The organism is Isoptericola sp. b408 (assembly GCF_030588085.1).
In the GTDB taxonomy this organism is placed as follows: Bacteria; Actinomycetota; Actinomycetes; order Actinomycetales; family Cellulomonadaceae; genus Isoptericola; species Isoptericola sediminis.
On record NZ_JAUQYQ010000002.1, the window covers coordinates 153,802 to 178,324 of the forward strand.

The following is a 24,523-nucleotide window of genomic DNA, read 5'->3' on the forward strand; positions in this document are numbered from 1 at the left end:
GGATGCTCGTGCTCGGCGGCACCGTGTTCCTGTCACGCGCCGTCGCCGCCTTCGCCGTCGCCCGCGGCCACGAGGTCGTCGCGGTGCACCGCGGCCGCTCCGGCACCGTGCCGGACGGCGTGCGCCAGGTGGTGCACGACCGTGCGGACCCGTTGCCGGCGGCGCTCGCGGGCGAGCCGTTCGACGCCGTCGTCGACGTCTCGCGCACCCCGTCGCACGTGCGGCGCGCCGTCGCGGCGTGGCCGGACGCGCACTGGGTGCTCGTGTCGACGATCAGCGTCTACGCGGACGTCGCCGACCCCGGTGGCCCGGGTGTCGGCCGGCTGGTCGAGGCCCAGCCGGAGGACGTCGACCTCGCCGCGGACCCCGCCGCGTACGGGCCGATGAAGGTCGCCTGCGAGAACGCGGTGCGCGACGGTGCGGCGAGCGCCACCGTCGTGCGGCCGGGACTCGTCGTGGGACCCGGCGACCCGTCCGGACGGTTCGCCTACTGGCCCGCCCGGATGCGGCGGGTGCTCGACGCCCGCCCGGAGGACCTCCTGTCCGCGGACGTGCTGGCACCCGGGGACCCGGCCGACCGCGTCCAGGTGATCGACGTCCGCGACCTGGCCGTCTGGATCGTCGACCTGGCCGAGCACCGGGCGGTGGGGACGTTCGACGCCGTCGCACCCGCCGTGCCGATCGGCGAGCTGCTGGCGGACGTCGCCCGCGGCTGCGGGGCCGCACCGCGCTGGCGCTGGGTGGACGGCGACCGCCTCGCCGCGCTCGGCGTCCGCCCGTGGGCCGGGGAGCGGTCGCTGCCGCTGTGGCTGCCCCGCCCGGGGTACGACGGCATGGTGACCCACGCCGCGGACCCGGCGCTGCTGGCGGGTCTGTCCGTCCGACCGGTCGAGGAGACCGCTGCCGACGTGCTCGACTGGTTGCGCGCCGACCCCGAGGCCGCGGTGACCGGGCTGACCGCGGCGCAGGAGGCGGACGTGCTGGCCCGGTCGGGAGCCGACGGGCCGGGCGCCCCGCACCGCTGACCGGGCACAGGAGCATCGCCGGGGCGCGCGGCTGAGCGCCGCGACGGCCGGCGGTCGCTCAGGAACCCTCCACGGGGTTGCACCGGGCGGCCAGCACGGCGACCAGCCCGACGTCGGGTCGCCACGGCTCCAGGTTCCAGGTGTCCTTCTGCGGAGCCCCGAGCGCATGGCAGCGCAGCTGGTCGTGCATCGTGGCGGTGTCCGCCTCCGGGTCGGCGGCCGCGAGCTCCGCCCGGACGAGCTCGACGCCCGCCACCCCCGCCGACCGGGCCCACGCCGTCGGGTCGACGGCCAGGGACCGCCCGCCCTCGCGCTCGCCCCACGTGGCGTCGACGAGACCCCTGGTGCCCACCGTGGTGCTCACGTCGCCGGGATCGGACGTCCCCCCGTCGCCGGTCCGCACCAGCTCCACGTGCCGGGTGTCGACCTGCCGGAACACGGCGGGCCCGTCGGGCGCGCTCAGCCCGGCGACCGGCGTGCCGCCGTCGGGCGCGCCCAGCACGCCGACGCTGCCGTCCGCGTGCTGGACGAAGCCGCCCTCCGGCAGGGCGAAGGTCAGCGGGAGCGCTCCGGACGGGACGGTGAGCGCCGTCGTCGTGCCGGAGCCCTCGGGACGCGGTGCCGTGGAGTCCGTCCAGCGGCCCGTGACGTCCAGCCCGAGGTCGCCGGCCACGAGCTCGAGACGTGCCACGGGTGAGGCCGAGGGCGACGAGGGACTCGGCGCGGGCGGTGTGCTGCTCGCCGCGGGTGGTGAGGTCCGGGCCTCGTCGTCCGGCCCGCCGTCGTCTCCCGGCGCGCACGACGTCAGCAGCACGGCGAGGACGGCCGTCGCGGCCACGGGGCCGGGGCCGCCGGTGGGGGAGTGGCGCACGGTCCCAGTGTGCGGGGTCCGTCGCCCGACCTCGCGCCGACCGGCGGGTCGTGGCTCCGGACGCACGACGGCCCGGGGACGCGCTGCGGCGTCCCCGGGCCGTCCGCGGGATGGTCGCGAGATCAGACCTTCACGACGATCTTGCCGCGCACGTGGCCGGTCTCGCTCGCCCGGTGCGCCGCGGCGGCGTCCGCCAGGTCGTAGACCTCGGCCACCTCGACGCCGACGGTGCCCTCGTCGATCAGGGCGCCGAGCTCGGCCAGGTCCTCCGTCGAGGGGCGCACCCACACGTACTGACCGCCGTGCTCGTCGCGGGCGGCCGGGTCGGCGATCGAGGAGATGGTGCCGCCGGGGGCGAGCACGTCCGCGCTGACCGCCACGGCGTCGCCGCCGACGTAGTCCAGCGCCACGTCGACGCCCTCGGGCGCGAGGGCGCGGACGCGGTCGGCCAGGCCGTCGCCGTACGTCACGGGCTCGGCACCGAGCGACCGCAGGAAGTCGTGGTTGCCCTCGCTCGCGGTGCCGATCACGCGGGCCCCGCGGGCCTTGGCGATCTGGACCGCGAACGAGCCGACGCCACCGGCCGCGGCGTGCACGAGCACCGTCTGGCCCGAGGCCACGCCGGCACGCCGGATCGACTGCAGCGCCGTCAGGCCGGTCAGCGGCACGGCGGCCGCCTCCTCGAAGCTGAGGGTCGACGGCTTCGGCGCGAGGGTGCGCACCGGAGCGGCGACCTTCTCGGCGAAGGTCCCGCCGTGCACCCAGTCCTTGCGGACGTAGCCGTAGACCTCGTCGCCCACTGAGTACTCGGGGGTGTCCAGGCCGACCTGCTCGACCACGCCGGCCACGTCCCAGCCCGGGACGACCGGGAACTGGGTGTCCAGCAGACCGTCGAGGTAGCCCTCGCGGACCTTCCAGTCGACGGGGTTGACCGAGGCCGCCTTCACGCGGACGACCACGACGTCCGCACCCGGGTGCGGGTCGGGCTGCTCGGTGAGCTCGAGGACGTCGGCGCTTCCGTACTGGGCATAGGTGATGGCTCGCATGTCACGGGCAACCGAGCACCTGCCGCGAGCATTCCGTGGCCTCGCGCACACCGGTCCGGATCCGGACCCATCCGCCGCGCGGGGTGCTCCGAACCCTCGACAGGTCGCGAACGCCGCGACCCGGACGAAGGGATCGATCATGAAGGCACGTACCCGCGCAGCGCTCGTCGCGCCCGCCCTCTCGCTCGCCGGCCTGCTGGCCGTGACCGGACCGGCCGCCGCGGCCGACGGCACCGCCTCCGGCGACCTCACGCCGGTGCCGCTGAACGGCGTCGACGGCGGCGGCGACGCGATGGTCTGGGTCGACGGCACGACCGTGACGGTCGAGTTCGCGGCCTCGGGCCTGCTCGCCGGCAGCCCGCACGCCGCGCACCTGCACTACGGCGAGGACGCCGCGAACCAGTGCCCGACCGAGGCCGACGACGCCGACGGCTCGGGCACCATCACCACCACCGAGGGCGTGCCGTCCTACGGCTCGGTCCAGGTGTCCCTGACCACCGAGGGCGACACCTCCGGCGACTCGGCGCTCGCCGTCGACCGCTTCGACACCGCCGCGGGCGGCAGCATCGACTACCAGCGCGGTGAGATCGAGGTCTCGCAGGACCTCGCCGACGACATCCTCGCCGGTGACGTGGCCCTGGTCGTCCACGGCGTCGACCACGACGGCAGCGGTGCCTACGACGGCGACACCCCCTCGGACCTCGACCCGTCGCTGCCGGCTGAGGCCACCGACCCGGCCCTGTGCGGCATCCTGGCCGCCTCGCAGATGGACGAGATGCCCGCCGGCGGCGTGCAGACCGGGACCGGCAGCACCGCCGGGACCGGGAACGCCGCCCTGATCGCCGGTGGCGGCGTCGCGCTGCTCGCCGGTGCGGGCGTGGGTGCCGGTCTGGTGGCCCGCCGTCGTCGCACGGCGCAGGACTCCTGATGCGTCGCCGACGCGTGGCCGTCGTCCTCGCCGCCGGGCTGGTGCTCGGCGGCGGGACGGCGGTCGCCGTCGGGTTCGGCGTCCAGGACGGAGGAGCCACCCCGGGTCCGGCCGCGGCGCCCGGCACGGCGGCCGCGACGTCCCCGGACCCGGTCACGTCGGCCCGAGCGGTACCCGCCCCGACGTCCGCCGCCTCGTCCGCGGCGCCGTCGCCGGCGGAGCCGCCGCGGCAGGAGCGTGCCGCGCTGCCGGAGCAGGTGCGGATCCCGGCCGTCGGCGTCGACTCGGACCTGCTGCACCTGGGGCTGAACGACGACGGCACGATCGAGGTCCCCGCCGGGGACGACATCGACCGCGCGGCGTGGTTCGACGGGTCACCGCGTCCGGGCGAGGACGGCCCCGCCGTCATCGAGGGGCACGTCGACAGCCCGAACGGGCCGTCGGTCTTCTTCCGCCTCGCGGAGCTGGAACCCGGCCAGGAGATCCACGTCGACCGCCGGGACGGCTCCACGGCGACGTTCGTCGTCGACCGGGTGGAGCAGTACCCCAAGAAGCAGTTCCCGACGCGCGCGGTGTACGCCAACACCGACGGGGCCGAGCTGCGGGTCATCACCTGCGGCGGGGCCTGGGACGCGGACTGGGGGCACTACGTGGACAACACGGTGGTCTACGCCCACGAGGCGTGAGCTCACTCGACCCGCACCGCGCGCGGGTCCTTGTCGTCGCGGATCCCGCGCCACACGGCGTGGCGCAGGCTCCCCTCGCCGGGGGCGTCGCCCGTCCAACCCGTGTGGCGCACCTCGACGACCACGTCGGGGGAGACCCACCGGGCGCCGGCGGCGTCGATCGCCGGGACGTCGCCGACCGGCGCCGTCGGGCGCTCCTGCCCGGCGAGCCGGTCGGCGAGCTCGCGGCGTACGCGGTCGGAGAACCCGGTGCCCACCCGGCCCACGTACCGCCAGCCGTCGTCCTCGACGGGCAGGGCCAGCAGCAGGCCACCCACGGAGCGGGGGTCCTCGGTGGGCGTGCCGACCCGCAGCGGACGCCAGCCGATCACCACGGCCTCCTGGGTCGGCGTGTGCTTGATCTTGAGCCACTCCCGCGACCGGTGCCCGGCCGTGTAGCCGGCGTGGCGCCGCTTGGCGACCAGTCCTTCCAGGCCGAGCCGGCGGGACTCGGCCAGGGCCTCCTCGGCCGTGCCCTCCAGCGCCGTCGGCACGTGGACGGGGGAGCGGGGGGAGACGACCCGTGCCAGGGCGGCGCGCCGCTCGTCGTAGGGGTGGTCCGTGATGTCGACCCCCGCGACCCGCAGCGCGTCGAAGAGCACCAGGTCGACGCCGACCCGCCGCCGCGCCCTATCGACCTCGCGGGGCTTCGCGAGGTTGGCACGCTGCTGCAGACGGCGGAAGCTCGGTCGCCCGTCGGGGTCCAGGGCGACGACCTCGCCGTCCAGGACGAGCGGGAGGTCCGCGGCACGGACCATGCCCCCCACCGCCTGCAGCTCGGGGAAGGTCGGGGTCAGGTCCCGGCCCGACCGGGAGGTCAGCCGCACCCGCATTGGTGGTGCCCCGTGCCCGGGTGACGCCTCGTCCTCGGCCGACGCACGGTCCCCGTGCTGCGCGGACGCCTCGGGCGGCAGCACCTCGACGATCGTGCGGAAACCGTCCCACTTGGCCTCGAACGCCCAGTCGTCCGGGGTCAGCCGGGCCAGCTCCGCCTCGCTCGCGCTCGTCGCGAGCATCGGACGGGGCGCGGCCAGGGTGGCGGCCGACGGCGGCGGTGCGACGGCGGACCCGCCGTCGGACGTCACCGGTGCGGCGTCGCCGGGCTGGGCCTTCGTGCGGTGGATCAGCCACGACTTCTGGTCGTCCCCGCCGCGTCCGCCGGTGCGGATCAGCGCGAGCCGCCGTGACCCGCGGCGCTCGCTGTGGAGGGTGACGATGACCTCGGCGCCCTCGCGCCACTTCTCCAGGTCGTAGGTCCCGGCGTCCCAGATCGTCACCTCCCCGGCGCCGTACTCGCCGGCCGGGATCGTGCCCTCGAAGTCGCCGTAGGCCAGGGGGTGGTCCTCGGTCTGCACGGCGAGATGGTTCTGCGCGGGGTCGGTGGGTTCCCCCTTCGGCAGCGCCCAGCTCACCAGGACACCCTCGTGCTCGAGCCGGAAGTCCCAGTGCAGACGGCGGGCGTGGTGCTCCTGGACGACGAACCGGGGCGCCGCGTCGACGGGGCGGTCGGTGTCGCTGTCGAACGGTTCCGGGGTCCGTCCCGGGTCACGCTTGGCGCGGTAGGTCTCCAGCCGCTCGAACGACGCCAGGTGCTCCGGCGTCGGCTCGAGGCGGTCCAGGTGACCGGCCAGCAGCGGGGTCAGCAGGTCACCGTCGCGGGCGACGCGCTCCAGCACCTCGGGGTAGGTGAGCTGGCCGAGGTCCGGGTCGTCGAGCTCGTCCCAGGTACGGGGCGCGGCGACGGTCGGGCGCTCCCGTCCGCGCAGCGAGTAGGGCGTGATCGTGGTCTTGGACCCGTTGTTCTGCGACCAGTCGACGAACACCTTGCCCGCCCGCAGCGAGCGCTTCATCTCGGCGACCACGTGGTCGGGATGCTCGGTGGCGAGGTGCTGGGCGAGCTCCTTGGCGACGGCGGAGACGTCGTCGCTGGTGAGGTGACCGTGCGGTCCGGTGAGCGGTGCGTACAGGTGCAGGCCCTTGGACCCGCTGGTCACGGGCAGCAGCTCCAGGCCCGTCCCGGCGAGGATGTCGCGGGCCCACCGGGCGACCCGGGCGCACTCGGGCAGCCCGACGCCGGGACCCGGGTCGAGGTCCAGCACCAGGCGGTCCGGGGGCAGCGGGTCACCGGTGCGCCCGAACCGCCACTGCGGGACGTGGATCTCCAGGGTGGCGGTCTGGCCCAGCCAGGTGAGCGTGGCCAGGTCGTCGACGAGCACGTAGTCGTTGACGGAGTGCCGGTGCCGGATGGTGCGTCGCGGTACCCAGTCGGGGGTGGAGGCGTCGAGGTTCTTCTGGAAGAACGACTGGCCCTCGACGCCGTCGGGCCATCGCTTGCGGGTGGCCGGCCGGTGCGCCGCGTGCGGGACGAGGACGTCCGCGACCCGGGCGAGGTACTGCAGCACCTCGCCCTTGGTGGTGCCGGTGGCGGGGTACAGCACCTTGTCCAGGTTCGTCAGGGTCAGGCTGCGCCCCTCCACCGACACGCGCTGGGGCTGCCGGCTCACGTGTTCATCCTGGCCATGGATCTGCCGCGATGCCTTGTGGACGGAGTCGCAGATCGTGATACTCGGTACCGGTGCTCACCGTCGAGCGCCGGACGAAACAACGAAGGAGTTGTCTCATGCCCCTCGCCCCCCGTCGACGGTTGGCCGCCGCGCTCGCGTCCGCCACCGTCCTCGTCGCCGGCTGCCTCGTCCCGGCGGCCGCGGCCGCCCCGCCCCCCGAGGAGTACGTCGCCCTCGGCGACTCCTACTCCGCCGGGTCGGGCATCCTGCCGCTGGCCCCGGACGCCCGACCGGTCTGCCTGCAGAGCACCCGCAACTACCCGCACCTGGTGGCCGACCGGGTCGGTGCGGACCTGACCGACGTCAGCTGCTCCGGTGCCGAGACGGGGGACCTCTACCGGAACCAGCACCTGTTCGTGCCCGCCCAGCTCGACGCGCTCACCTCCAAGACCGACGTCGTCACGCTGACCATCGGCGGCAACGACAACAGCACGTTCATCAGCGCCATCCTCAAGTGCGGGTCGCTGGGTGCGCTCACGGTGGGCTTCGGCAGCCCGTGCAAGAACACCTACGGGAGCCACTTCACCGACCAGGTCGAGCAGGTCACCTACCCCGCCGTGCGGCAGGCCCTGCTGGACATCCAGGAGCGCGCGCCGAAGGCCGAGGTCGCCATCGTGGGCTACCCCTGGATCGTGCCGGCGGAGAAGGGCTGCTTCGCCAAGATGTCGATCGCGCAGGGCGACATCCCCTACCTGCGCGACCTGCAGGCCACCCTCAACGGCGTGATCGAGCAGGCCGCCGCCGAGACGGGGGCGACGTTCGTCGACATGGCGGAGCGCAGCGAGGGCCGTGACGCCTGCGCGCCGTACGGGGAGCGGTGGATCGAGCCGATCCTCTTCGGCACCAACGTCGTGCCGGTGCACCCCAACGCCCGCGGCGAGGCGGGGATGGCCGACGCCGTCCTCGCGACGCTCGGCCGCTGAGGAACCGCGGGGCGGCGAGCTCGTCGGCGCGCCGCCCCGCGCCCGGCCCCGGGTGGGATACTCGTCGCCGTGGAGATCCCCGTCGCCTGGTCGCTCGTGCTCGTCGTCGCCGCCGTGTGGAACCTCGTGGTGTGGCCGCCGTTCTGGAAGCGGGTCACGCGCGACCCGCGGGCCCGTGACGACGCCGGGCGGCCCACCCGTTTCTACACCGTCCACGCCGTGCTGGTGGGGGTGTCCCTGCTCCTGGGTGCCCTCGTCGGTGTCGTGGGGGTCCTGGGCCTGCTCGGCTGACCGGTCGCGTCCGGTGACCGCCCGCGTGACCATGGGGTGATGAGGGCGATCTGGAAGGGCGCCGTGACGTTCGGGCTCGTGAACGTCCCGGTGAAGATCTACAGCGCCACCGAGGACCACGACGTGTCGCTGCACCAGGTGCACGACGCCGACGGCGGTCGCATCCGCTACCGGCGCGTGTGCGAGGTGTGCGGCGAGACGGTGCCGTACGAGCACATCGACAAGGCCTACGACGACGGCGAGCACGTCGTGGTGCTGACCCGGGCGGACTTCGCCGCGCTGCCGGCGGAGTCGAACCGCGAGATCGAGGTCGTCGAGTTCGTCCCCAGCGACCAGGTCGACCCGATCCTGCTCGACCGGTCCTACTACCTCGAGCCGGACTCGAAGAGCCCGAAGGCCTACGTGCTGCTGCGCCGCACCCTCGAGGAGACCGACCGCACCGCGATCGTGAAGTTCGCGCTGCGTCAGCGCACCCGGCTGGCGGCGCTGCGCGTGCGCGAGGAGGTGCTCACGCTGCAGACGCTGCTGTGGGCCGACGAGATCCGGGCGGCGGAGTTCCCCGCGCTCGACGGGTCGACGTCGGTGAGCGACAAGGAGCTGGCGATGTCCGCCCAGCTCGTGTCGGCCTACGAGGCGGACTTCGCGCCCGAGGAGTACACCGACGAGTACCAGGCCCAGCTGCGGCAGCTCATCGACGCGAAGATCGAGCAGGGCGACACGGTGGACGCTGCCGAGACCTTCGGCGAGCAGCCGGAGGGTGAGGGGGCCGAGGTCGTCGACCTCATGGAGGCGCTGCGCCGCTCGGTCGAGGCCCAGCGCCGGACGGGCTGACGGCGGGCGTCAGCCCGTGGTCGTCCGACGCAGGCTGTCGACGAGGGTGAGCAGCTCCTCCAGCGGCGGCGGTGCGGCGCCCAGCGACGTGCGGTGGTAGATCCCGTCGGACAGCAGCACGACCGCCCGGGCGACGGCGGGGTCACCGACCTCCTCGACGACGGCGTCGGTCCACGCCTGCTCGGCCGCGTCCAGCGCTCCGCGGGCCCGGGGGTACGCACCGCGGGCCAGCTCGGCGACCGCGAGGTAGGCACGGTCGAACTCGTGGCCGACGTCGGAGGAGGTGCGCAGCAGGTAGTGCACCGGGCCCTCGCGATCCGCGCGCATCGCGGCCGCGTCGGCGGCGATGAGGTCGGTGAGCTGCTCGACGAGCCCGTCGACCAGGGCGTCCTTGGACCCGAAGTGGTAGAGCAGGCCGCCCTTGGAGACGCCGGCGTGGTCGGCGACCGCGTCGAGGGTGGCGGACCGTTCCCCGGAGGTGACGAGGAGGTCGGTGAACGCCTCGAGCACCTTTGCTCGAGCTGCGGGAGGGGGAGGCATGGTTGCACCCTACCGGCGGAATCGTTACTGTACCGACTAGACGGTGCAGAAGTCCGACGCGACGCGTCGCCCTGGCCGTCCCGTGCTCGTGAAAGGCCTCCCCATGGCTCAGATCCTCACGGCACCGGCCTCCTCGACGACGACCCCCGCCACCGTTCCCGCGGCCACCCCGGCCGCCCCGGTGCGGCGGTGGGTCGCGCTCGCCGTGCTCATGCTGCCGGTGCTCCTCGTGTCCATCGACAACACCGTCCTCAGCTTCGCGCTGCCGCAGATCTCGGCCGCGCTCGAACCCGGCGGCACCCAGCTGCTGTGGATCGTCGACGTCTACTCGCTCGTGCTGGCCGGCCTGCTCGTCCCCCTGGGCTCCGTCGCCGACCGCGTGGGCCGCCGCCGCCTGCTGCTGACCGGGGCCGCCGGCTTCGCCGCCGTCTCCGCGCTGGCCGCCTTCGCGCCGAGCGCCGGTGCGCTCCTGGTCGCCCGGGCGGGACTCGGGTTCTTCGGGGCCATGCTCATGCCCTCGGTGCTGTCGTTGCTGCGCAACGTCTTCACCGACCGCACCGAGCGCCGGCTCGCGGTCGCCGTCTTCGCGTCCACGTTCACCGTGGGGTCCGCCGTCGGCCCGATCGTCGGTGGCGTGCTGCTCGAGCACTTCTGGTGGGGCTCGGTCTTCCTGCTCGCGGTGCCGGTGCTCGCGCTGCTGGTCGTCCTGGCACCCGTGTTCGTGCCCGAGTCCCGCGACCCGGCGCCCGGCCGCGTCGACCCGGTGTCCATCGCGCTCGTCATGGCCGCGATGCTGACGGTGGTGCTCGGGATCAAGACGCTGGCCAAGGGCGACCTCCTCGGTCTCGCGGAGCTCACCGTGGGCCTGGGCGTCGGGGTGGTGTTCGTCCGTCGCCAGCTCCGGCGGCCGGATCCGATGCTCGACGTGCGGCTGTTCGCCCACACCGCGTTCACCGGCAGCGTGCTGGTCAACCTGCTGTCGGTCTTCGCGCTCGTGGGCTTCCTCTTCTTCGTCTCCCAGGACCTGCAGCTCGTCCTCGGTCTGTCCCCGGTCCAGGCCGGGCTCGTCCTCGTGCCGGGCACGGTGACCACGGTCGCGGCCGGGCTGTCGGTGGTGCGTCTCGTGCGGCGTGTCCGGCCCGCGGTCATCGTCGCCTCCGGGCTCGCGGTGTCGGCCACCGGCTACCTCGTGACCGCTCTGGTCGCGGGGCGCGGCGAGGCGGGCTGGATCGCGCTGGCGTTCGTGGTGCTCGCGCTCGGTGTCGGGATGGCCGAGACGATCTCGAACGACCTCATCGTCTCCAGCGTCCCGGCCGAGAAGGCCGGCGCCGCCTCGGCGATCTCCGAGACGGCGTACGAGCTGGGCGCGGTGCTCGGCACGGCCGTGCTCGGCGGCATCCTCACGGCCTCGTACCAGGCGGGCGTCCGGGTGCCCGACGGCGTGGCGCCCGGCGCGGCGGCGCGGGCGACCGAGACGCTCGGCGGGGCGACGAACGTCGCGGCGACGCTGCCCCCCGGCCAGGCCCGTGCCCTGCTCGACTCGGCGCACGCCGCCTTCGGCAGCGGTGTCGTGACGACCTCGGTCATCGGCCTCGTCGCGGTGCTCGCCGCCGCCGGGATCGCCCTGGTGACGTTGCGGCGCGCCACCGCCTGACCGGCCGGCGGGGTCGTGGACGGAACGGCGCGGGATCGGTGTCAGGATGGTGGCACGATGACCGATCGCCGTGAACCGCCCCGTTGGCTGCGTTGGACCCTGGTGGCCTCCGCGGCCGTCGTCGCCTGCCTCGTCTACGGGGTCACGACCGCGTCGGCCGAGCTCAACCTCGGCCCGCACGAGGCCCTCTACGAGGTCGACACCGACGGCCTGGTGGTGACCGACCTGGGCCCGCTGGGCACCCTCGAGATCGACTCGCCCCTGCCGCTCGGCCTGGGGGCGGACATCACGGTCAAGGAGATCCCGGCGGACCTCACGGCCGTCGACCAGGCCTCGACGCTGGACCGCCTGGTCGGCGACCTCGACCGCTACCTGCAGTTCTACGACAGCCCCGAGATCACCATCGACGCCGCCACCCGGGCGCTCGTGGCGTCGGCGATCCGCCGGTCCGTGGCGGCGCTCGTCGTCGTGGGGCTGGCCGGGTGGGGCCTGAGCGCCCTGCTGGGCCGACGCCGTCGGAAGGAGCTCTCGGCGGTGCTGGCGCCGCGGACCTGGCAGCTCACCGCCGGGGTGGTCGTGGTGGCGGTCGTCGGGGCGACGGTCGTGTCCGGTGACGAGGCACCCGTGCGGTCCGGCCGTCCGGCGTCCGAGGTGTTCGCCGGGACGGCGCTGGAGGGCGCGCGCATCACCGGGCGGCTGGCGTCCGTGGTCGACACCTACGGCGGCCAGCTCCTGGAGCTGTACGACGACAACGAGGCCTTCTACGCCGCCGCCGACGACGACCTGCACCGGGCGTGGCGGTCCTGGCTGATCCGGGACGCGGTGCGGACCAACCTCGGCGACGTGTCCGCGAGCGGCGACGACGTGGTGACGATGCTCGTGGTCTCCGACCTGCACTGCAACACCGGCATGTCGACCCTGATCAACTCGGCCGCGACACTGGCCGGCGCCGACGTCGTGCTCAACGCCGGGGACACCACGATGAACGGCACGGCCGTGGAGAAGGCGTGCGTCGACTCGTTCGCCGCGGCGGTCCCGGACGGCGTGCCGATGATCGTCGCGGACGGCAACCACGACTCGGTCCTGACCTCCGAGCAGGAGGCTGCGCACGGCCAGACGGTGCTCGACGGGTCCGTCGTCGAGGTGGCGGGCGTGCGCATCCTGGGCGACCGCGACGCGCTGGAGACCCGCATCGGCGAGGGGACGTCGGTCGCGCGCGAGCGGACCCCGGCGGAGCAGGCGGAGGACCTGGCCGAGACGGCGTGCGAGGACGGTGACGTCGACCTGCTGCTGGTGCACACGCCGGTGGTGGGGACACCCGCCCTGGAGTCCGGCTGCGTGCCGTTCCAGGTCTCGGGGCACACGCACCGTCGGGCCGGTCCGGAGCAGGTGGGCCAGGGGATGCGGTACGTGTCCGCCAGCACGGCGGGCGCCGCGTCGGGCCAGGCGACCGTCGGGCCGCTGCGCGGGACGGCCGAGATGACGCTCCTGCGCGTCGATCCCGAGGAGGGTCGTGTGATCGACCTCCAGGTCATCACGGTGGACCCGGACGGCCAGGCCACGGTGCACGACCGGGAGCCGGTGCCGCCCGTGGTGCCCGCCGTGGGCCAGCTCGACCGCACGACGCCGTCGGAGGGTCCGTTCGACACGTCGCAGGACGACCCCTCGCCCTCCCCGGACCCGACGGAGACGGGCGGCGCGACCGGCGACGACGAGGTGCGGCCCTCGCCCTCGGCGAGCCCGGTCGGCCCGATCGCGCCGTAGGCCACCACGTAGGCTGCGGGTGTGAACGACACCGACACCGCCGGCCCGGCCGACCTGACGCCGGTGGCGCAGGACTACCTCAAGGCGATCTGGTCCGCGCAGGAGTGGACCGACGACAAGGTTACGACCGGCCTGCTCGCCGACCGCCTCGGTGTCGGGCCGTCCACCGTCTCCGAGACCGTCCGCCGCCTGACGGCGCAGGGGCTGCTCGGCCACGAGCCCTACGGCGGTGTCTGGCTCACCGAGGAGGGGAGCCGCCACGCGTTGACGATGGTCCGGCGTCACCGGTTGCTCGAGACCTGGCTGGTCCGCGAGCTCGGCTACGGCTGGGACGAGGTGCACGACGAGGCCGAGGTCCTCGAGCACGCGGTCTCCGACCGGCTGGTCGAGCGGATCGACGCCCGGCTGGGCCACCCCGTCCGCGACCCGCACGGCGACCCGATCCCGACCGCGGACGGGCGCGTGGTGCGCCCCGACGCCGTCCCCCTGGCGGACCTGGCCGAGGGGGAGCGGGGTGCGGTGGCCCGGATCTCGGACGCCGACCCGGACGCGCTGCGCTACCTCGCCGGCCTCGGCCTGGAGCTCGACGTCGAGGTCACGGTCGAGCGACGCCGTGACTACGCCGGGACGCTCTCCCTGACCTGGACCGGTCCGGACGGGCCGGTGGCGGTGGACCTGGGTCATCTCGCGGCCTCGCGCGTCCGGGTGGTCCGCGCGTAGGCTGGTCGGCATCCCCGACGACGTGCACCCCCTGAGGCGTGCGGCGTCGTCGAATCGTTTCGAGAGGATGTGATCGTGACCGTCGCACCGCCCCGTAGCCCCACTCGCGGTTCGGTCCAGGGCGCCGGCTGGGCCCTGTTCGCCCTGGCCCTCGGCGGCTTCACCATCGGCACCACCGAGTTCGCCACGATGGGTCTGCTGCCCCAGATCGGGGCCGACCTGCAGGCCAGCGACCCCGTCGTCGGGCACGCCATCACCGCTTACGCGGTGGGCGTCGTCGTCGGCGCACCGCTGCTCACGGTGGCCGCGGCACGGATGTCCCGCCGTCGGCTCCTGCTGCTGCTCATGGGGTCGTACACGGTGGCGAACGTGCTGTCCGCCGCCGCCCCGAGCATCGAGTGGCTGGTGGCCGGGCGGTTCCTCGCCGGACTTCCGCACGGCGCCTTCTTCGGCGTCGGGGCCGCCGTCGGGTCCGCGGTCGCGGGGCCGGGCCGCCGGGGACGCGCGGTGGCGATGATGATGACGGGACTCACCGTGGCGAACGTCGTCGGGGTGCCGATCTCCACCGCCGTCGGCCAGGCGTTCGGCTGGCGCGTGGCGTTCGTGCTCATCGGCGTCCTCGGTGGGATCACGCTGCTGGGGCTGTGGCGGTTCGTGCCGGAACAGGGGCCGGTCGAGAGCAGCGTCCGCCAGGAGCTGGGCGCGCTGGCCAACGGCCCGCTGTGGGTCGCGTTCGTCGGTGGGGCCGTGGGGTTCGGCGGGCTGTTCGCGGTCTACACCTACGTCGCACCCACCGTGACCCGCGTGGCGGGCATGAGCGAGAGCTCCGTGCCGTGGGTGCTCGCCGTCATGGGCGTGGGGATGACCGTCGGCACCCTGCTCGGCGGCCGGCTCGCCGACCGGTCCGTCGTGGGCACCGTGCTGGGCGGCTTCGTCAGCACCGGGCTGTCGCTGGTGCTGTTCGCGCTCACCGCGACGAGCCCGGTCGGGTCCGTGGCCGGGCTCTTCCTGCTCGGGGTCACCTCGCAGGTGCTGGGGCTGGCCATGCAGACACGGTTGATGGACCTCTCGCCGCGGGCGCAGTCCCTGGGCGCGGCGCTGTGCCACTCGGCCCTCAACGTCGGCAACGCCGGCGGTGCGTTCGTCGGCGGGCTGGTCATCGCCGGCGGCTGGGGGTACGTGGCGCCCGCGTGGGCCGGCCTGGGGCTGACCGTCGTCGGTCTGGCCGTCGTGCTGGTCTCGCTGCGCACGCCCCGCCCGGCTCCGGCCCGCACCGTGTGAGGTACCGTCACCTCGTGACCGAGATCTCCGCGGACGCGACGGGCGGCAGCCCGGGCGCCGACGACGCCGCGGCTCCCGCGACGGGGCCGCGCCCGCTGGCCACCCGCCCCTACGCCCTGCTCCTCGTGGTGCTCGGGGCGGTCGGCTTCGGCGGAGCGCTCTGGCTGGCCATCGAGCGGATCCTCAAGCTGCAGGACCCGGACCGGGTGACCTCCTGCTCGATCAACCTGTTCCTCGACTGCGGCGTCGCCATGGAGTCGTGGCAGGGGTCCCTGCTCGGGTTCCCCAACCCCTTCATCGGCGTGGCGGCGTTCCCCGTGGTGATCACGACCGGTGTCGTGCTGCTCACCGGTGCCCGGCTGCCGCGCTGGTACCACCTGTGGCTGCTCGGCGGCACCGTGCTCGGCCAGCTGCTCGTGTTCTTCCTCATGTGGACGAGCTTCTACGTGCTCGTGGCGCTCTGCCCGGCCTGCATGGTCGTGTGGACCGCCATGTGGCCGCTGCTGTGGTTCCAGGTCGTGCGGGCCGTCCAGGAGGGGGACCTCCGGGTGGGGGACGGGCTGCGCCGCATCGTCGTGGGCAACCGCGGCGTGATCCTCGTCATCGGCTACGTCGTGGCGGTCGCCTGGCTGCTCGTCGCCGTCGGCGCCGCGCTGGTCGCCTCGTTCTGAGCCGGGCCGCCGCCCGACGGCGAGGTCCGGACCGGCGAAAAGGCCGCGGGTCCCGGACGGCCCGGCCGGTAGACTCGCCCGGGTGAGCACGCCGAACGCCGACACCACGGACATGCCCGTCACCCCGCAGCGCCCGGACGAGCCGGTGCACCGGTACACCCCCGCCCTCGCGCAGGAGATCGAGCTGCGCTGGCAGGACCGGTGGGACGAGCGCGGCACCTTCTACGCCGCGAACCCGACCGGAGACCTCACGGGGGCGGGCGGTGCCCGGCCGACGGGTCGGCCGTTCTTCATCATGGACATGTTCCCGTACCCCTCGGGCGCGGGTCTGCACGTCGGCCACCCGCTCGGGTTCATCGCCACCGACGTCGTGGGCCGTTTCCGCATGATGTGCGGCGACAACGTGCTGCACGCCATGGGCTTCGACGCCTTCGGCCTGCCCGCCGAGCAGTACGCGGTCCAGACCGGTGAGCACCCCCGCCTGGTCACCGAGCGCAACATGGTCACCTACCGGCGCCAGCTGCGCCGGATGGGCCTGGGGCACGATCCGCGGCGCAGCTTCGCCACCATCGACGACGACTACGTGCGCTGGACCCAGTGGATCTTCCTGGAGATCTTCGACTCCTGGTACGACGCCGACGCCGAGCAGGCCGGGAAGCGGGCCGACGGCAGCCCGACCGCCCAGCGCGGCAGGGCCCGACGGATCGCCGAGCTGCGCGACGAGCTGGCCGCGGGCGCGCGTCCCGTGCCCGGCCACGACGGCGACAACACGGGCGGTGCCGTGTGGTCCGCGCTGGACGCGAACGAGCAGCGCGACGTGCTGGACTCCCAGCGGCTCGCCTACGTCGACTCCTCCCCGGTCAACTGGTGCCCCGGCCTGGGCACCGTGCTGGCGAACGAGGAGGTCACGGCCGACGGCCGCTCCGAGCGCGGCAACTTCCCGGTGTTCACCAAGAACCTGCGCCAGTGGAAGATGCGGATCACCGCCTACGCCGACCGCCTGGTCGACGACCTGGACCTGATCGACTGGCCGGACAAGGTCAAGGCGATGCAGCGCAACTGGATCGGCCGCTCGACGGGCGCCAACGTGACCTTCCACGTGGTCGGCGCCGGGGACGCGGACGCCGACGCCGCGGGCGCCGGTGGCGCTATCGAGGTGTTCACCACCCGCCCCGACACCCTGTTCGGCGCGACCTTCATGGTCGTCTCCCCCGAGCACCCGCTGCTGGACGAGGTGCCGGCCACCTGGCCCGACGGCACCCGCGAGGTCTGGACCGGCGGGCACGCCTCCCCGGCCGAGGCCGTCGCCGCCTACCGCCGCCAGGCAGCGGCCAAGACCGCCGTCGAGCGCCAGGCGGACGCCGGCAAGAAGACCGGCGTGTTCACCGGCCACCTGGCGGTCAACCCGGTCAACGGCGAGACGGTCCCCGTCTTCACCGCCGACTACGTGCTCATGGGGTACGGCACCGGCGCCATCATGGCCGTCCCGGGCGGTGACGACCGCGACTTCGCGTTCGCGACGGCCTTCGAGCTGCCCGTCGTGCACACCGTCGAGCCCGCGGGCGGTCTGCCCGAGGGGCACGAGGGCGCGTGGACCGGTGACGGCGTCACGGTGCGCTCCGCCAACGACGAGATCTCCCTGGACGGGCTGGGCGTCGAGGACGCCAAGGCGCGCATCATCGCCTGGCTCGAGGAGAAGGGCACCGGCCGCGGCACCACCACCTACCGCCTGAACGACTGGCTGTTCAGCCGGCAGCGGTACTGGGGCGAGCCGTTCCCGATCCTGTGGGACGCCGAGGACCGCCCGGTCGCCATCCCCACCGACCGGCTGCCCGTGAGCCTGCCCGAGGTGCCGGACTACGCCCCCCGCACGTTCGACCCGGACGACCGCGACTCCGAGCCGGAGGCGCCCCTGGGCCGCAACGACGACTGGGTGCACGTCACCCTCGACCTGGGCGACGGCCCGCAGCGGTACCGCCGTGACACGAACACCATGCCCAACTGGGCCGGCTCGTGCTGGTACTACCTGCGGTACCTGGACCCCACGTGGGGCTCCGACGACCGGGCCGACGGCACCCGCCCCGTGGTCGACCCGGCCCTGGAGGAGTACTGGATGGGGCCGCGGCACAACGACACCACCGGCCCGGCCGGCGGCGTCGACCTGTACGTCGGCGGCGTGGAGCACGCGGTGCTGCACCTGCTGTACGCCCGGTTCTGGCACAAGGTCCTGCACGACCTGGGCCACGTCAGCTCGATCGAGCCGTTCGGCAAGCTGTTCAACCAGGGCTACATCCAGGCCTACGCCTTCACCGACGCCCGCGGCGCCTACGTGCCCGCCGCCGACGTCGACGGTGACGAGCAGAAGGGGTGGACCTACGAGGGCCGCCCCGTCGAGCGCGAGTACGGCAAGATGGGCAAGTCGCTGAAGAACGTCGTCACCCCCGACGACATGTACGCCGAGTACGGGGCGGACACCTTCCGCGTCTACGAGATGGCGATGGGCCCGCTGGACCTGTCCCGTCCGTGGAACACCCGCGACGTCGTCGGGTCCCAGCGGTTCCTGCAGCGGCTGTGGCGCAACGTCGTCGACGAGACCGACGGCTCCCTGGTGGTCACCGACGACGAGCCGGACCGGGAGACGCTGAGGGCGCTGCACCGCACCATCGCGGACGTCCGCCTCGAGATGGAGCAGATGCGCCCCAACACGGCCATCGCCAAGCTCATCACCTACAACAACCACCTCACCGGGCTGGACTCCGTGCCGCGGGCCGCCGTGGAGCCGCTGGTCCTCATGGTGGCGCCCATCGCGCCGCACATCGCCGAGGAGCTGTGGGAGCGGCTGGGGCACCCCGACTCGCTGGCCCGGGAGCCGTTCCCGACGGCGCAGGACGAGTACCTGGTCGAGGACACCGTCACCTGCGTGGTCCAGGTCAAGGGCAAGGTGCGCGGCCGCATCGAGGTCTCGCCCTCGATCTCGGACGACGACCTGACGGCGGCGGCGCTGGCCGAGCCCAACGTCATGCGGGCGATCGACGGTGCCGAGATCCGCAAGGTGATCGTCCGGGCGCCGAAGCTGGTGAATGTCGTCGTCTGAGGTGGCGTCGGCACCTGGATCACGGCTGGCCGGGGCGCTCGCGGGGGTCGAGCGCGCCTTCGCCGCGCCCACCCTCGGGCTGCTGCACAAGGCCGAGGCGCCCCTGGTGGTCGCCGTGCTGCGCTGCGTCTTCACGCCGGACCGTCCCACCGTGGGCACCGAGCAGCTGCACGTGGAGGTGGACGACCTGCTCGCGGGGTTCCGGGCCGAGGCGGGGCCGCAGGCTCCCCGGGTGCCCGGCGATCCGGCGCGCGTGGTCTGCACGCGCTGGGTGCGCGAACGCTGGCTGGTGCGGGCGCTCGACGACGACGGGACCGAGCGCTACCAGCTCTCGAGCTACGCCACCGAGGCGCTCGACGTCGTCACGCGCACCCAGGGCGGCCGGGGCCTGGTCAGCGAGTCGCGGATCCGCACCCTGCTGGTCGCGCTCGACGACCTGGCCCGGGACGCCTACCCGGACCGCGAGGCGCAGATGCGCCGGCTGCGCGCCCGGATCGACGAGGCGCAGGGCGAGCTCGCGCGGCTCGAGGCCGGGGGAGAGGTCGAACCCGTCCCCGACGAGCGCCTCGGCGAGCAGTACGACCACCTGCTGTTCCTCGTGCGGGAGCTGCCGACGGACTTCGCCCGCGTCGTGGAGTCGCTGTCGGTGCTGCAGCGCGACCTGGTGACCCGGCTGCGCCAGGACGAACGGTCCACGGGCGTGGTCGTCGCCGAGTACCTGGACGCCTCGGAGAACCTCCTCGACGGCACGCCGGAGGGACGCGCCTTCGCCGGGGCCATGGAGCTGCTCGGTGACCCCGAGCTCCTGGACTCGCTCGAGCAGCGTGTCCGGCAGATCCTCGAGCACCCGTTCGCCGCCGAGCTCCCGGCGGCGCAGCGCGTCGCCCTGCAGGGCTTGCGCGCCCAGCTCGTCTCGGCGATCGAGGTGGTCCTGGCGGCCCAGGCCCGGGTCTCGCGCACGGTCACCGCCCAGATCCGCCACCACAACCCGCTGCGGGACCGGGAGGTCGACACCGCGCTGCGGGAGGCGACCGCCGCCATGGCGGACTGGTTCCCGGCCAGCGCGCGCGCCGCCCGCGTCGAGCCGTTGCGCTGGTTCGAGCGTGCCGTGCCCGGCCGGCTGCGCACCACGCTGCACGACCTGCGACCCGAGACGCCGCCCGAGGAGCTCGACCCCGGGGCTGCCGACGACGCCGGCGACATCGACGGGGCGATCGACGACCTGCGGGCCATGGGCGGCCCGCACCACCTCGACCTCGCCGCCCGGCTGGCCGCCCTGACGGCACCGAGCACGGTCGGGGCGGTCTTCGCACAGGGGCCGGCGGCCCTGCGGCGCCCGGTGGAGCTGCTCGGCTACCTGGACCTCGTCGCCGCGGACGGCGACGCCGACGCGACCGCAGGAGCCGGCACCGGCGACGTCCCCGCGGCCGACCTCGAACGCGTCACCGCCACCCGCGCCGACGGCACCACCCGCGACTTCGTGCTGCCCCGTACCCCGATCAGGAGGACCGATGACTGACGTCGCCGAGACCGAGGTGCCGCCGTCGGGCACGGGCGCCGACGAGCCCTTCGTGGAGGCCGCCGCGATCGAGGACGAGGACACCGCGCTGTTCGCCGGCGACACCGGCGTGCTGCCGTTCGAGGCCCGCCGCGTCCTGGCGCTCGTCATGCAGCGGCGGTACCTGTCGGCGGCCGAGCACCCGGCGGAGTGGACGGCGCTGCTGACCCACCAGCAGGTGCTGTCGTCCCGCCTGCACGACCTCTTCGTCGAGCTGGTCGTGGACCGCGACTACGAGATCGCGTACAAGCGCCAGGTGCGCCCGGACGGCCTCGCGGTCCCGGTGCTGCTGCGGGACGAGCCCTTCAAGCGGGTCGAGACGTTGCTCATGCTCTACGTGCGCAACCGGTACCACCAGGAGCAGGGCGCCGGGCACCCGGCCGCCTACGTCGACGCCGAGGAGATGACCGACTACGCGCTCGGGTTCCTCGCCCACGACGAGACCAACCTGGCGGCTCGGCACCGGGAGATCGACAACGCCGTCGCCGCCCTGGTGCGCGAACGCGTGCTGGAGGAGGTCGCGACCGGGCGCTACCGCGTCGGACCGGTCGTGGAGATCCTGCTGCCGGTCGACCGGCTGCGCGAGCTGACGGCCTGGCTGAGCGGCCAGGACGGAGCCGACCGCCACGAGGGCACGGCGGGGACGGGGGAGGACGCGTGACCACCACGACGACGGTCCGCATGAACGACTCGCTGTTCGGGCTGATCCCCGCGGCCTCGGACGGGCGCCAGTGGACGGCCACCTCGATGCAGCTCGTCAACTGGGGCGGCTACCACGGGCACCACGAGGTGCGCTTCTCCCCGCGGGCGACGCTGCTGTCCGGGGCGTCGGGCTCGGGCAAGTCGACGCTGCTGGACGCCTACATCGCCCTGATGATGAGCCACACCACCCCGTTCAACGGGGCGTCCAACGGTGCGGCCGCGGGGCGGGCCCGCGGGCGCGAGCAGCGCAACGTCCTGTCGTACGCCCGCGGCAAGCAGGACGAGTCCCGGGCCGACGGCGCCACCAGCCGCGAGCAGGTGCTGCGCGGCGACGGCGTCGACACCTGGACGGCGATCGCGATGTCGTGGACGGACCAGTCCGGGGAGGTCTTCACCGCGCTGCGTGCCTGGTACGTCCCGCGCGGCGCGACGCGCAACGAGGAGTGCGTCGTCGTGCGGGCCACCGCCGACGGCGCGTTCGACCTGCGGGACCTGGAGGCCCTGGCGCCGGGGCGGTTCGCGCGTCCCGGGCTGGCGGAGGCCGGGCTCACGCCGTTCGACACCGACATCGCCTTCGCCACCCGGCTGCACGCCGCGCTCGGGATCGGGGCGGCCGGGGACGGGCACCGGGCGATGCAGCTGCTCGGACGCATCCAGGCCGGACAGGCGATCACCACCGTCGACGCCCTGTACAAGGCGATGGTGCTCACCGAGCCGGAGACGCTCGAGGTGGCCGACCGCGCCGTGGAGCACTTCGACGAGCTGAGCGCCGTGCGCACCGAGATGCTCACCGCCACCCGCCAGGTCGAGGTGCTGCGTCCGATGCGCGAGCTGCGCGCACGGATCGACGACGCCGAGGCGGCCGTGGCGCTGCTCGACACGCTGGGCGCGCCGGGCTCGGGCGCCGAGGCCACCACCACACCGTTCAGCGTGTGGCGCGACCGCCGCCGGCTCGCGCTCGTCCGTGCCGAGGAGGAGGTCAACCGCGCCGCGCACCGCGCCGCCGAGGAACGCCGCACCGCCGCCGCCGCGCGGATCGCCACCGCCGAGTCCGACCTCGAGGAGACCCGGGCCGCGCTGCGACGCCAGGGCGGTGACGCCATCGAGGCGGCGGAGCGGGAGATCCGCCGCCGGTCCGAGGAGCTGGCGCAGGTGCGCACCGCCCGCGCCGGCCTGGAGACGCAGCTCGCCGTGCTCGAGGAGTCGGTGGGCTCCCGCCGTGACTTCGACCGCGTCCGGCGTGCCGCGCACGACCTGGTCGAGCACCGCACCGAGCGGTCCGCCGAGCTCGAGGACGCGGTCTACGGCGCCCGTCGTGCGGTCACGGACGCCGAGCAGCGGCTGGCCCGGCTGGAGCAGGAGGCGGCCTCGCTGTCCCGGCGTCGTGGCAACGTCTCCGCGGAGGACCACGCCGCCCGGGTCGCGCTCGCCGAGGCGGCCGGCCTCGACGCCGACGAGCTGCCGTTCGTCGGCGAGCTGCTCGAGGTCCGCGGCGAGTACGAGCCGTGGCGTGACGCCATCGGTCTGGCCCTGGGCGGCTTCGCCACCACGCTGCTCGTCGACGCCGAGCGCCTGGCGGACTTCCGGTCCGCGATCGACCGCGTCCCGCTGCGCCGCCGGTTGCGCTTCGAGGGCGTCCCCACGCACCGGCCCATGGGGGAGGACGCCGACCCGCGCACCCTGCCGGGACGGCTCGAGATCAAGGCCGGCCCGTTCGGCGGATGGCTCGCCGACCGGCTCGCGGACCGGTTCGACCACGTCTGCGTCGACGATCCGTCGGAGCTGCGCGAGCACCGGCGGGCGCTGACCCGCGCCGGGCAGATCGCCGACGGCAGCCGCGGTGCCCACGGCGGCAGCCCGCGGGGGTCCGTGCTCGGGTTCTCCAACGCGCGACGTCGTGACCGGCTGGCCGCCGACATCGAGTCCGCACGCACCGCGCTGCAGGACGCCGGCGCGGCGCTGGAGGGTGCACGGCTGCGGCAGGCGGCGCACACCGACGAGTTCGTCGCCGCCGGCCAGCTCCTGCGGCTGAGCTGGGAGGACGTCGACGTCGACGGGGCCGAGGAGGCCCTGGCCGTGCGGCAGGCGCGTCTCGCGTCGTTGCGCGACGGGTCCGACGTCGTGCGCGCCCTCGGCGACGACGAGCAGGAGCTGCGGGCCCGGCTGACCGAGCTGTACCGCGAGCGCGCCGACGCCGAGAACCGTGTGCGCGAGCTCGGCGAGCAGTGGGCGGCCATCACCGACCTCGTCGACCAGGTCACCGACGCCGTCGAGGGGGCCGAGGAGTCGGGCGTGGGGTGCACCGAGGTGCAGGAGCGCCGGCTCGAGTCGGCACTGACGGCGGTGGCGCCCGGCGACCCCGACCGGCTGCCGCTGGCCGCGCTGGACCAGGCGACCACCGCCGTGGCCCGCGAGCTGGTCCGCGACCGGGAGGCCTCCGTCGCGGCCGCGGAGGCCGCCCGGGCGGGTCTGCGCGGCGTGTTCGAACGGTTCTGCGACGCCTGGCCGCACCCCGACCTGGGGACGGACCCGGACGCGTCCTACGACGACTTCGCCCGGATCCTCGCCGAGATCGAGGACCAGCGGCTCTACGAGCTGACCGAACGGTGGTCGCGGACCCTGGGGCGGCTCAGCGGCCACGACCTGACCCTGCTGGGCAACGTGATGAGCCGTTCCGTCGCCCAGATCCGCGAGCGCATGGAACCGGTCAACCAGATCCTGGCGACCCTGCCGTTCCGCGACGACGCCCACCGGCTGCGCATCACCGCGCAGGTGACGGAGGCGCGGGACGTCGTGTCCTTCAGGCGTCGCCTGCGCGAGCTGGCCGCGGACCCGGGGGAGCAGACCCCCGCCGAGCGGCAGCGGCGCTACGAACGGATGGCACGGCTCATCGACCGTATCCGCCCCGACTCCCCGGAGCGGCGGAGGCTCGTGGACGTGCGCGAGCACGTGCGGATCAGCGCCGAGTGCGTCGACCTCGACGGGAACCACGTCTCGGTGTACGACCACATCGCCGGCAAGTCCGGCGGGGAGTCGCAGGAGCTCGTGGCGTTCATCGTGGGCGCGGCCCTGCGGTACCAGCTCGGTGACGCCGGGGCCGAGCGCCCCCGGTACGCGCCGGTGTTCCTCGACGAGGCGTTCATCAAGGCCGACGCCCGGTTCGCCGGACGTGCGGTCGGGGCGTGGCAGGGGCTGGGATTCCAGCTCGTCATCGGCGCGCCGCTGGACAAGGTCAGTGCGCTGGAGCCGCACGTGGACGTGGTGCTGCAGGCGGTCAAGGACCCGGTGGGCCGCTCCCGGCTGGTCACGCTCGTGGGGGCGTGACCGGCCGCGGA

At 74.3% G+C, this 24,523-nt stretch carries 19 protein-coding genes; 15 read left to right on the forward strand and 4 right to left on the reverse strand.

Translation table 11 applies throughout. From position 1 onward, the window contains the following. Positions 1-2 precede the first annotated feature (2 nt). Positions 3-1,025, forward strand: a complete 1,023-nt coding sequence (locus tag Q6347_RS06345; protein ID WP_304607147.1) for an NAD-dependent epimerase/dehydratase family protein — start codon at positions 3-5, stop codon at positions 1,023-1,025. A gap of 58 nt (positions 1,026-1,083) precedes the next feature. Here the strand turns inward: Q6347_RS06345 and Q6347_RS06350 are convergent, their stop codons facing one another. Together Q6347_RS06350 and Q6347_RS06355 are read right to left on the reverse strand one after the other, a co-directional pair. Further along, positions 1,084-1,896: a DUF2599 domain-containing protein gene (locus tag Q6347_RS06350; RefSeq protein ID WP_304604332.1), complete on the reverse strand. Its 813-nt coding sequence runs from the start codon at positions 1,894-1,896 to the stop codon at positions 1,084-1,086. 122 nt (positions 1,897-2,018) lie between these two features. Continuing rightward, on the reverse strand, positions 2,019-2,942 hold the full coding sequence (locus Q6347_RS06355; RefSeq protein ID WP_304604331.1) for an NADP-dependent oxidoreductase: 924 nt from the start codon (positions 2,940-2,942) through the stop codon (positions 2,019-2,021). Positions 2,943-3,081: 139 nt separating this feature from the next. Between Q6347_RS06355 and Q6347_RS06360 the strand changes: the two genes are divergently transcribed. Together Q6347_RS06360 and Q6347_RS06365 are read left to right on the forward strand one after the other, a co-directional pair. Beyond that, positions 3,082-3,870 (forward strand): hypothetical protein, encoded by a 789-nt coding sequence (locus Q6347_RS06360; RefSeq protein ID WP_304604330.1) that lies wholly within the window; start codon positions 3,082-3,084, stop codon positions 3,868-3,870. Continuing rightward, complete coding sequence (locus tag Q6347_RS06365) at positions 3,870-4,556, forward strand: class F sortase (RefSeq protein WP_304606946.1); 687 nt, start codon at positions 3,870-3,872, stop codon at positions 4,554-4,556. The genes Q6347_RS06360 and Q6347_RS06365 overlap by 1 nt, the downstream gene beginning before the upstream one ends. A gap of 2 nt (positions 4,557-4,558) precedes the next feature. Here Q6347_RS06365 and Q6347_RS06370 read toward each other — a convergent pair whose 3' ends face one another. Next, entirely contained in the window at positions 4,559-7,099 is a 2,541-nt protein-coding gene (locus Q6347_RS06370) for an ATP-dependent DNA ligase (RefSeq protein WP_304606947.1), read from the reverse strand. Positions 7,100-7,215: 116 nt separating this feature from the next. Here Q6347_RS06370 and Q6347_RS06375 point away from each other — a divergent pair, with 116 nt between their 5' ends. The 3 genes from Q6347_RS06375 to Q6347_RS06385 all read left to right on the forward strand — a co-directional run bounded on the left by Q6347_RS06375 (position 7,216) and on the right by Q6347_RS06385 (position 9,204). Further along, on the forward strand, positions 7,216-8,082 hold the full coding sequence (locus Q6347_RS06375) for an SGNH/GDSL hydrolase family protein (RefSeq protein WP_304604327.1): 867 nt from the start codon (positions 7,216-7,218) through the stop codon (positions 8,080-8,082). Positions 8,083-8,151: 69 nt separating this feature from the next. Next, complete coding sequence (locus Q6347_RS06380; protein WP_304604326.1) at positions 8,152-8,373, forward strand: SCO4848 family membrane protein; 222 nt, start codon at positions 8,152-8,154, stop codon at positions 8,371-8,373. A gap of 39 nt (positions 8,374-8,412) precedes the next feature. Beyond that, the gene (locus tag Q6347_RS06385; protein WP_304604325.1) at positions 8,413-9,204 is read left to right on the forward strand and encodes a Ku protein; all 792 of its coding nucleotides are present in this window, start codon (positions 8,413-8,415) and stop codon (positions 9,202-9,204) included. A 9-nt stretch (positions 9,205-9,213) separates the two neighbouring features. On the opposite strand, the gene Q6347_RS06390 is transcribed toward Q6347_RS06385, so the two are convergent. Beyond that, a complete protein-coding gene (locus Q6347_RS06390; RefSeq protein WP_304606948.1) occupies positions 9,214-9,744 on the reverse strand; it encodes a TetR/AcrR family transcriptional regulator in 531 nt (176 codons plus the stop codon). A 103-nt stretch (positions 9,745-9,847) separates the two neighbouring features. Between Q6347_RS06390 and Q6347_RS06395 the strand changes: the two genes are divergently transcribed. The 9 genes from Q6347_RS06395 (at position 9,848) to Q6347_RS06435 (ending at position 24,512) form a co-directional block, all read left to right on the forward strand. Further along, positions 9,848-11,398 carry an MFS transporter gene (locus Q6347_RS06395; RefSeq protein WP_304606949.1) on the forward strand — a complete coding sequence of 517 codons (1,551 nt, stop codon included), beginning with the start codon at positions 9,848-9,850 and terminating at the stop codon, positions 11,396-11,398. A 57-nt stretch (positions 11,399-11,455) separates the two neighbouring features. Next, positions 11,456-13,162: a metallophosphoesterase gene (locus Q6347_RS06400; RefSeq protein WP_304606950.1), complete on the forward strand. Its 1,707-nt coding sequence runs from the start codon at positions 11,456-11,458 to the stop codon at positions 13,160-13,162. Between the two features lie 21 nt (positions 13,163-13,183). Beyond that, the gene (locus Q6347_RS06405) at positions 13,184-13,882 is read left to right on the forward strand and encodes a metal-dependent transcriptional regulator (protein ID WP_171247924.1); all 699 of its coding nucleotides are present in this window, start codon (positions 13,184-13,186) and stop codon (positions 13,880-13,882) included. Between the two features lie 75 nt (positions 13,883-13,957). After that, positions 13,958-15,163: an MFS transporter gene (locus Q6347_RS06410; protein WP_304606951.1), complete on the forward strand. Its 1,206-nt coding sequence runs from the start codon at positions 13,958-13,960 to the stop codon at positions 15,161-15,163. Positions 15,164-15,177: 14 nt separating this feature from the next. Next, complete coding sequence (locus tag Q6347_RS06415) at positions 15,178-15,834, forward strand: vitamin K epoxide reductase family protein (RefSeq protein WP_304604320.1); 657 nt, start codon at positions 15,178-15,180, stop codon at positions 15,832-15,834. Positions 15,835-15,946: 112 nt separating this feature from the next. Beyond that, positions 15,947-18,928, forward strand: coding sequence for a leucine--tRNA ligase (gene leuS, locus Q6347_RS06420; RefSeq protein ID WP_304607148.1), 2,982 nt, complete (start codon positions 15,947-15,949; stop codon positions 18,926-18,928). Continuing rightward, entirely contained in the window at positions 18,915-20,447 is a 1,533-nt protein-coding gene (locus Q6347_RS06425; protein WP_304606952.1) for a DUF3375 domain-containing protein, read from the forward strand. The genes leuS and Q6347_RS06425 overlap by 14 nt, the downstream gene beginning before the upstream one ends. Further along, positions 20,440-21,147 carry a DUF4194 domain-containing protein gene (locus Q6347_RS06430; RefSeq protein ID WP_304606953.1) on the forward strand — a complete coding sequence of 236 codons (708 nt, stop codon included), beginning with the start codon at positions 20,440-20,442 and terminating at the stop codon, positions 21,145-21,147. The genes Q6347_RS06425 and Q6347_RS06430 overlap by 8 nt, the downstream gene beginning before the upstream one ends. Beyond that, positions 21,144-24,512 (forward strand): ATP-binding protein, encoded by a 3,369-nt coding sequence (locus Q6347_RS06435; RefSeq protein ID WP_369810814.1) that lies wholly within the window; start codon positions 21,144-21,146, stop codon positions 24,510-24,512. The genes Q6347_RS06430 and Q6347_RS06435 overlap by 4 nt, the downstream gene beginning before the upstream one ends. Positions 24,513-24,523 lie beyond the last annotated feature (11 nt).

Coding starts and splice junctions, on each gene's coding strand:
- Q6347_RS06385 (WP_304604325.1), top strand. CDS start 8,413: ATGAGGGCGATCTGGAAGGGCGCCGTGACGTTCGGGCTCGTGAACGTC.
- leuS (WP_304607148.1), top strand. CDS start 15,947: ATGCCCGTCACCCCGCAGCGCCCGGACGAGCCGGTGCACCGGTACACC.
- Q6347_RS06375 (WP_304604327.1), top strand. CDS start 7,216: ATGCCCCTCGCCCCCCGTCGACGGTTGGCCGCCGCGCTCGCGTCCGCC.
- Q6347_RS06390 (WP_304606948.1), bottom strand. CDS start 9,744: ATGCCTCCCCCTCCCGCAGCTCGAGCAAAGGTGCTCGAGGCGTTCACC.
- Q6347_RS06430 (WP_304606953.1), top strand. CDS start 20,440: ATGACTGACGTCGCCGAGACCGAGGTGCCGCCGTCGGGCACGGGCGCC.
- Q6347_RS06345 (WP_304607147.1), top strand. CDS start 3: ATGCTCGTGCTCGGCGGCACCGTGTTCCTGTCACGCGCCGTCGCCGCC.
- Q6347_RS06355 (WP_304604331.1), bottom strand. CDS start 2,942: ATGCGAGCCATCACCTATGCCCAGTACGGAAGCGCCGACGTCCTCGAG.
- Q6347_RS06360 (WP_304604330.1), top strand. CDS start 3,082: ATGAAGGCACGTACCCGCGCAGCGCTCGTCGCGCCCGCCCTCTCGCTC.
- Q6347_RS06400 (WP_304606950.1), top strand. CDS start 11,456: ATGACCGATCGCCGTGAACCGCCCCGTTGGCTGCGTTGGACCCTGGTG.
- Q6347_RS06365 (WP_304606946.1), top strand. CDS start 3,870: ATGCGTCGCCGACGCGTGGCCGTCGTCCTCGCCGCCGGGCTGGTGCTC.
- Q6347_RS06425 (WP_304606952.1), top strand. CDS start 18,915: ATGTCGTCGTCTGAGGTGGCGTCGGCACCTGGATCACGGCTGGCCGGG.
- Q6347_RS06395 (WP_304606949.1), top strand. CDS start 9,848: ATGGCTCAGATCCTCACGGCACCGGCCTCCTCGACGACGACCCCCGCC.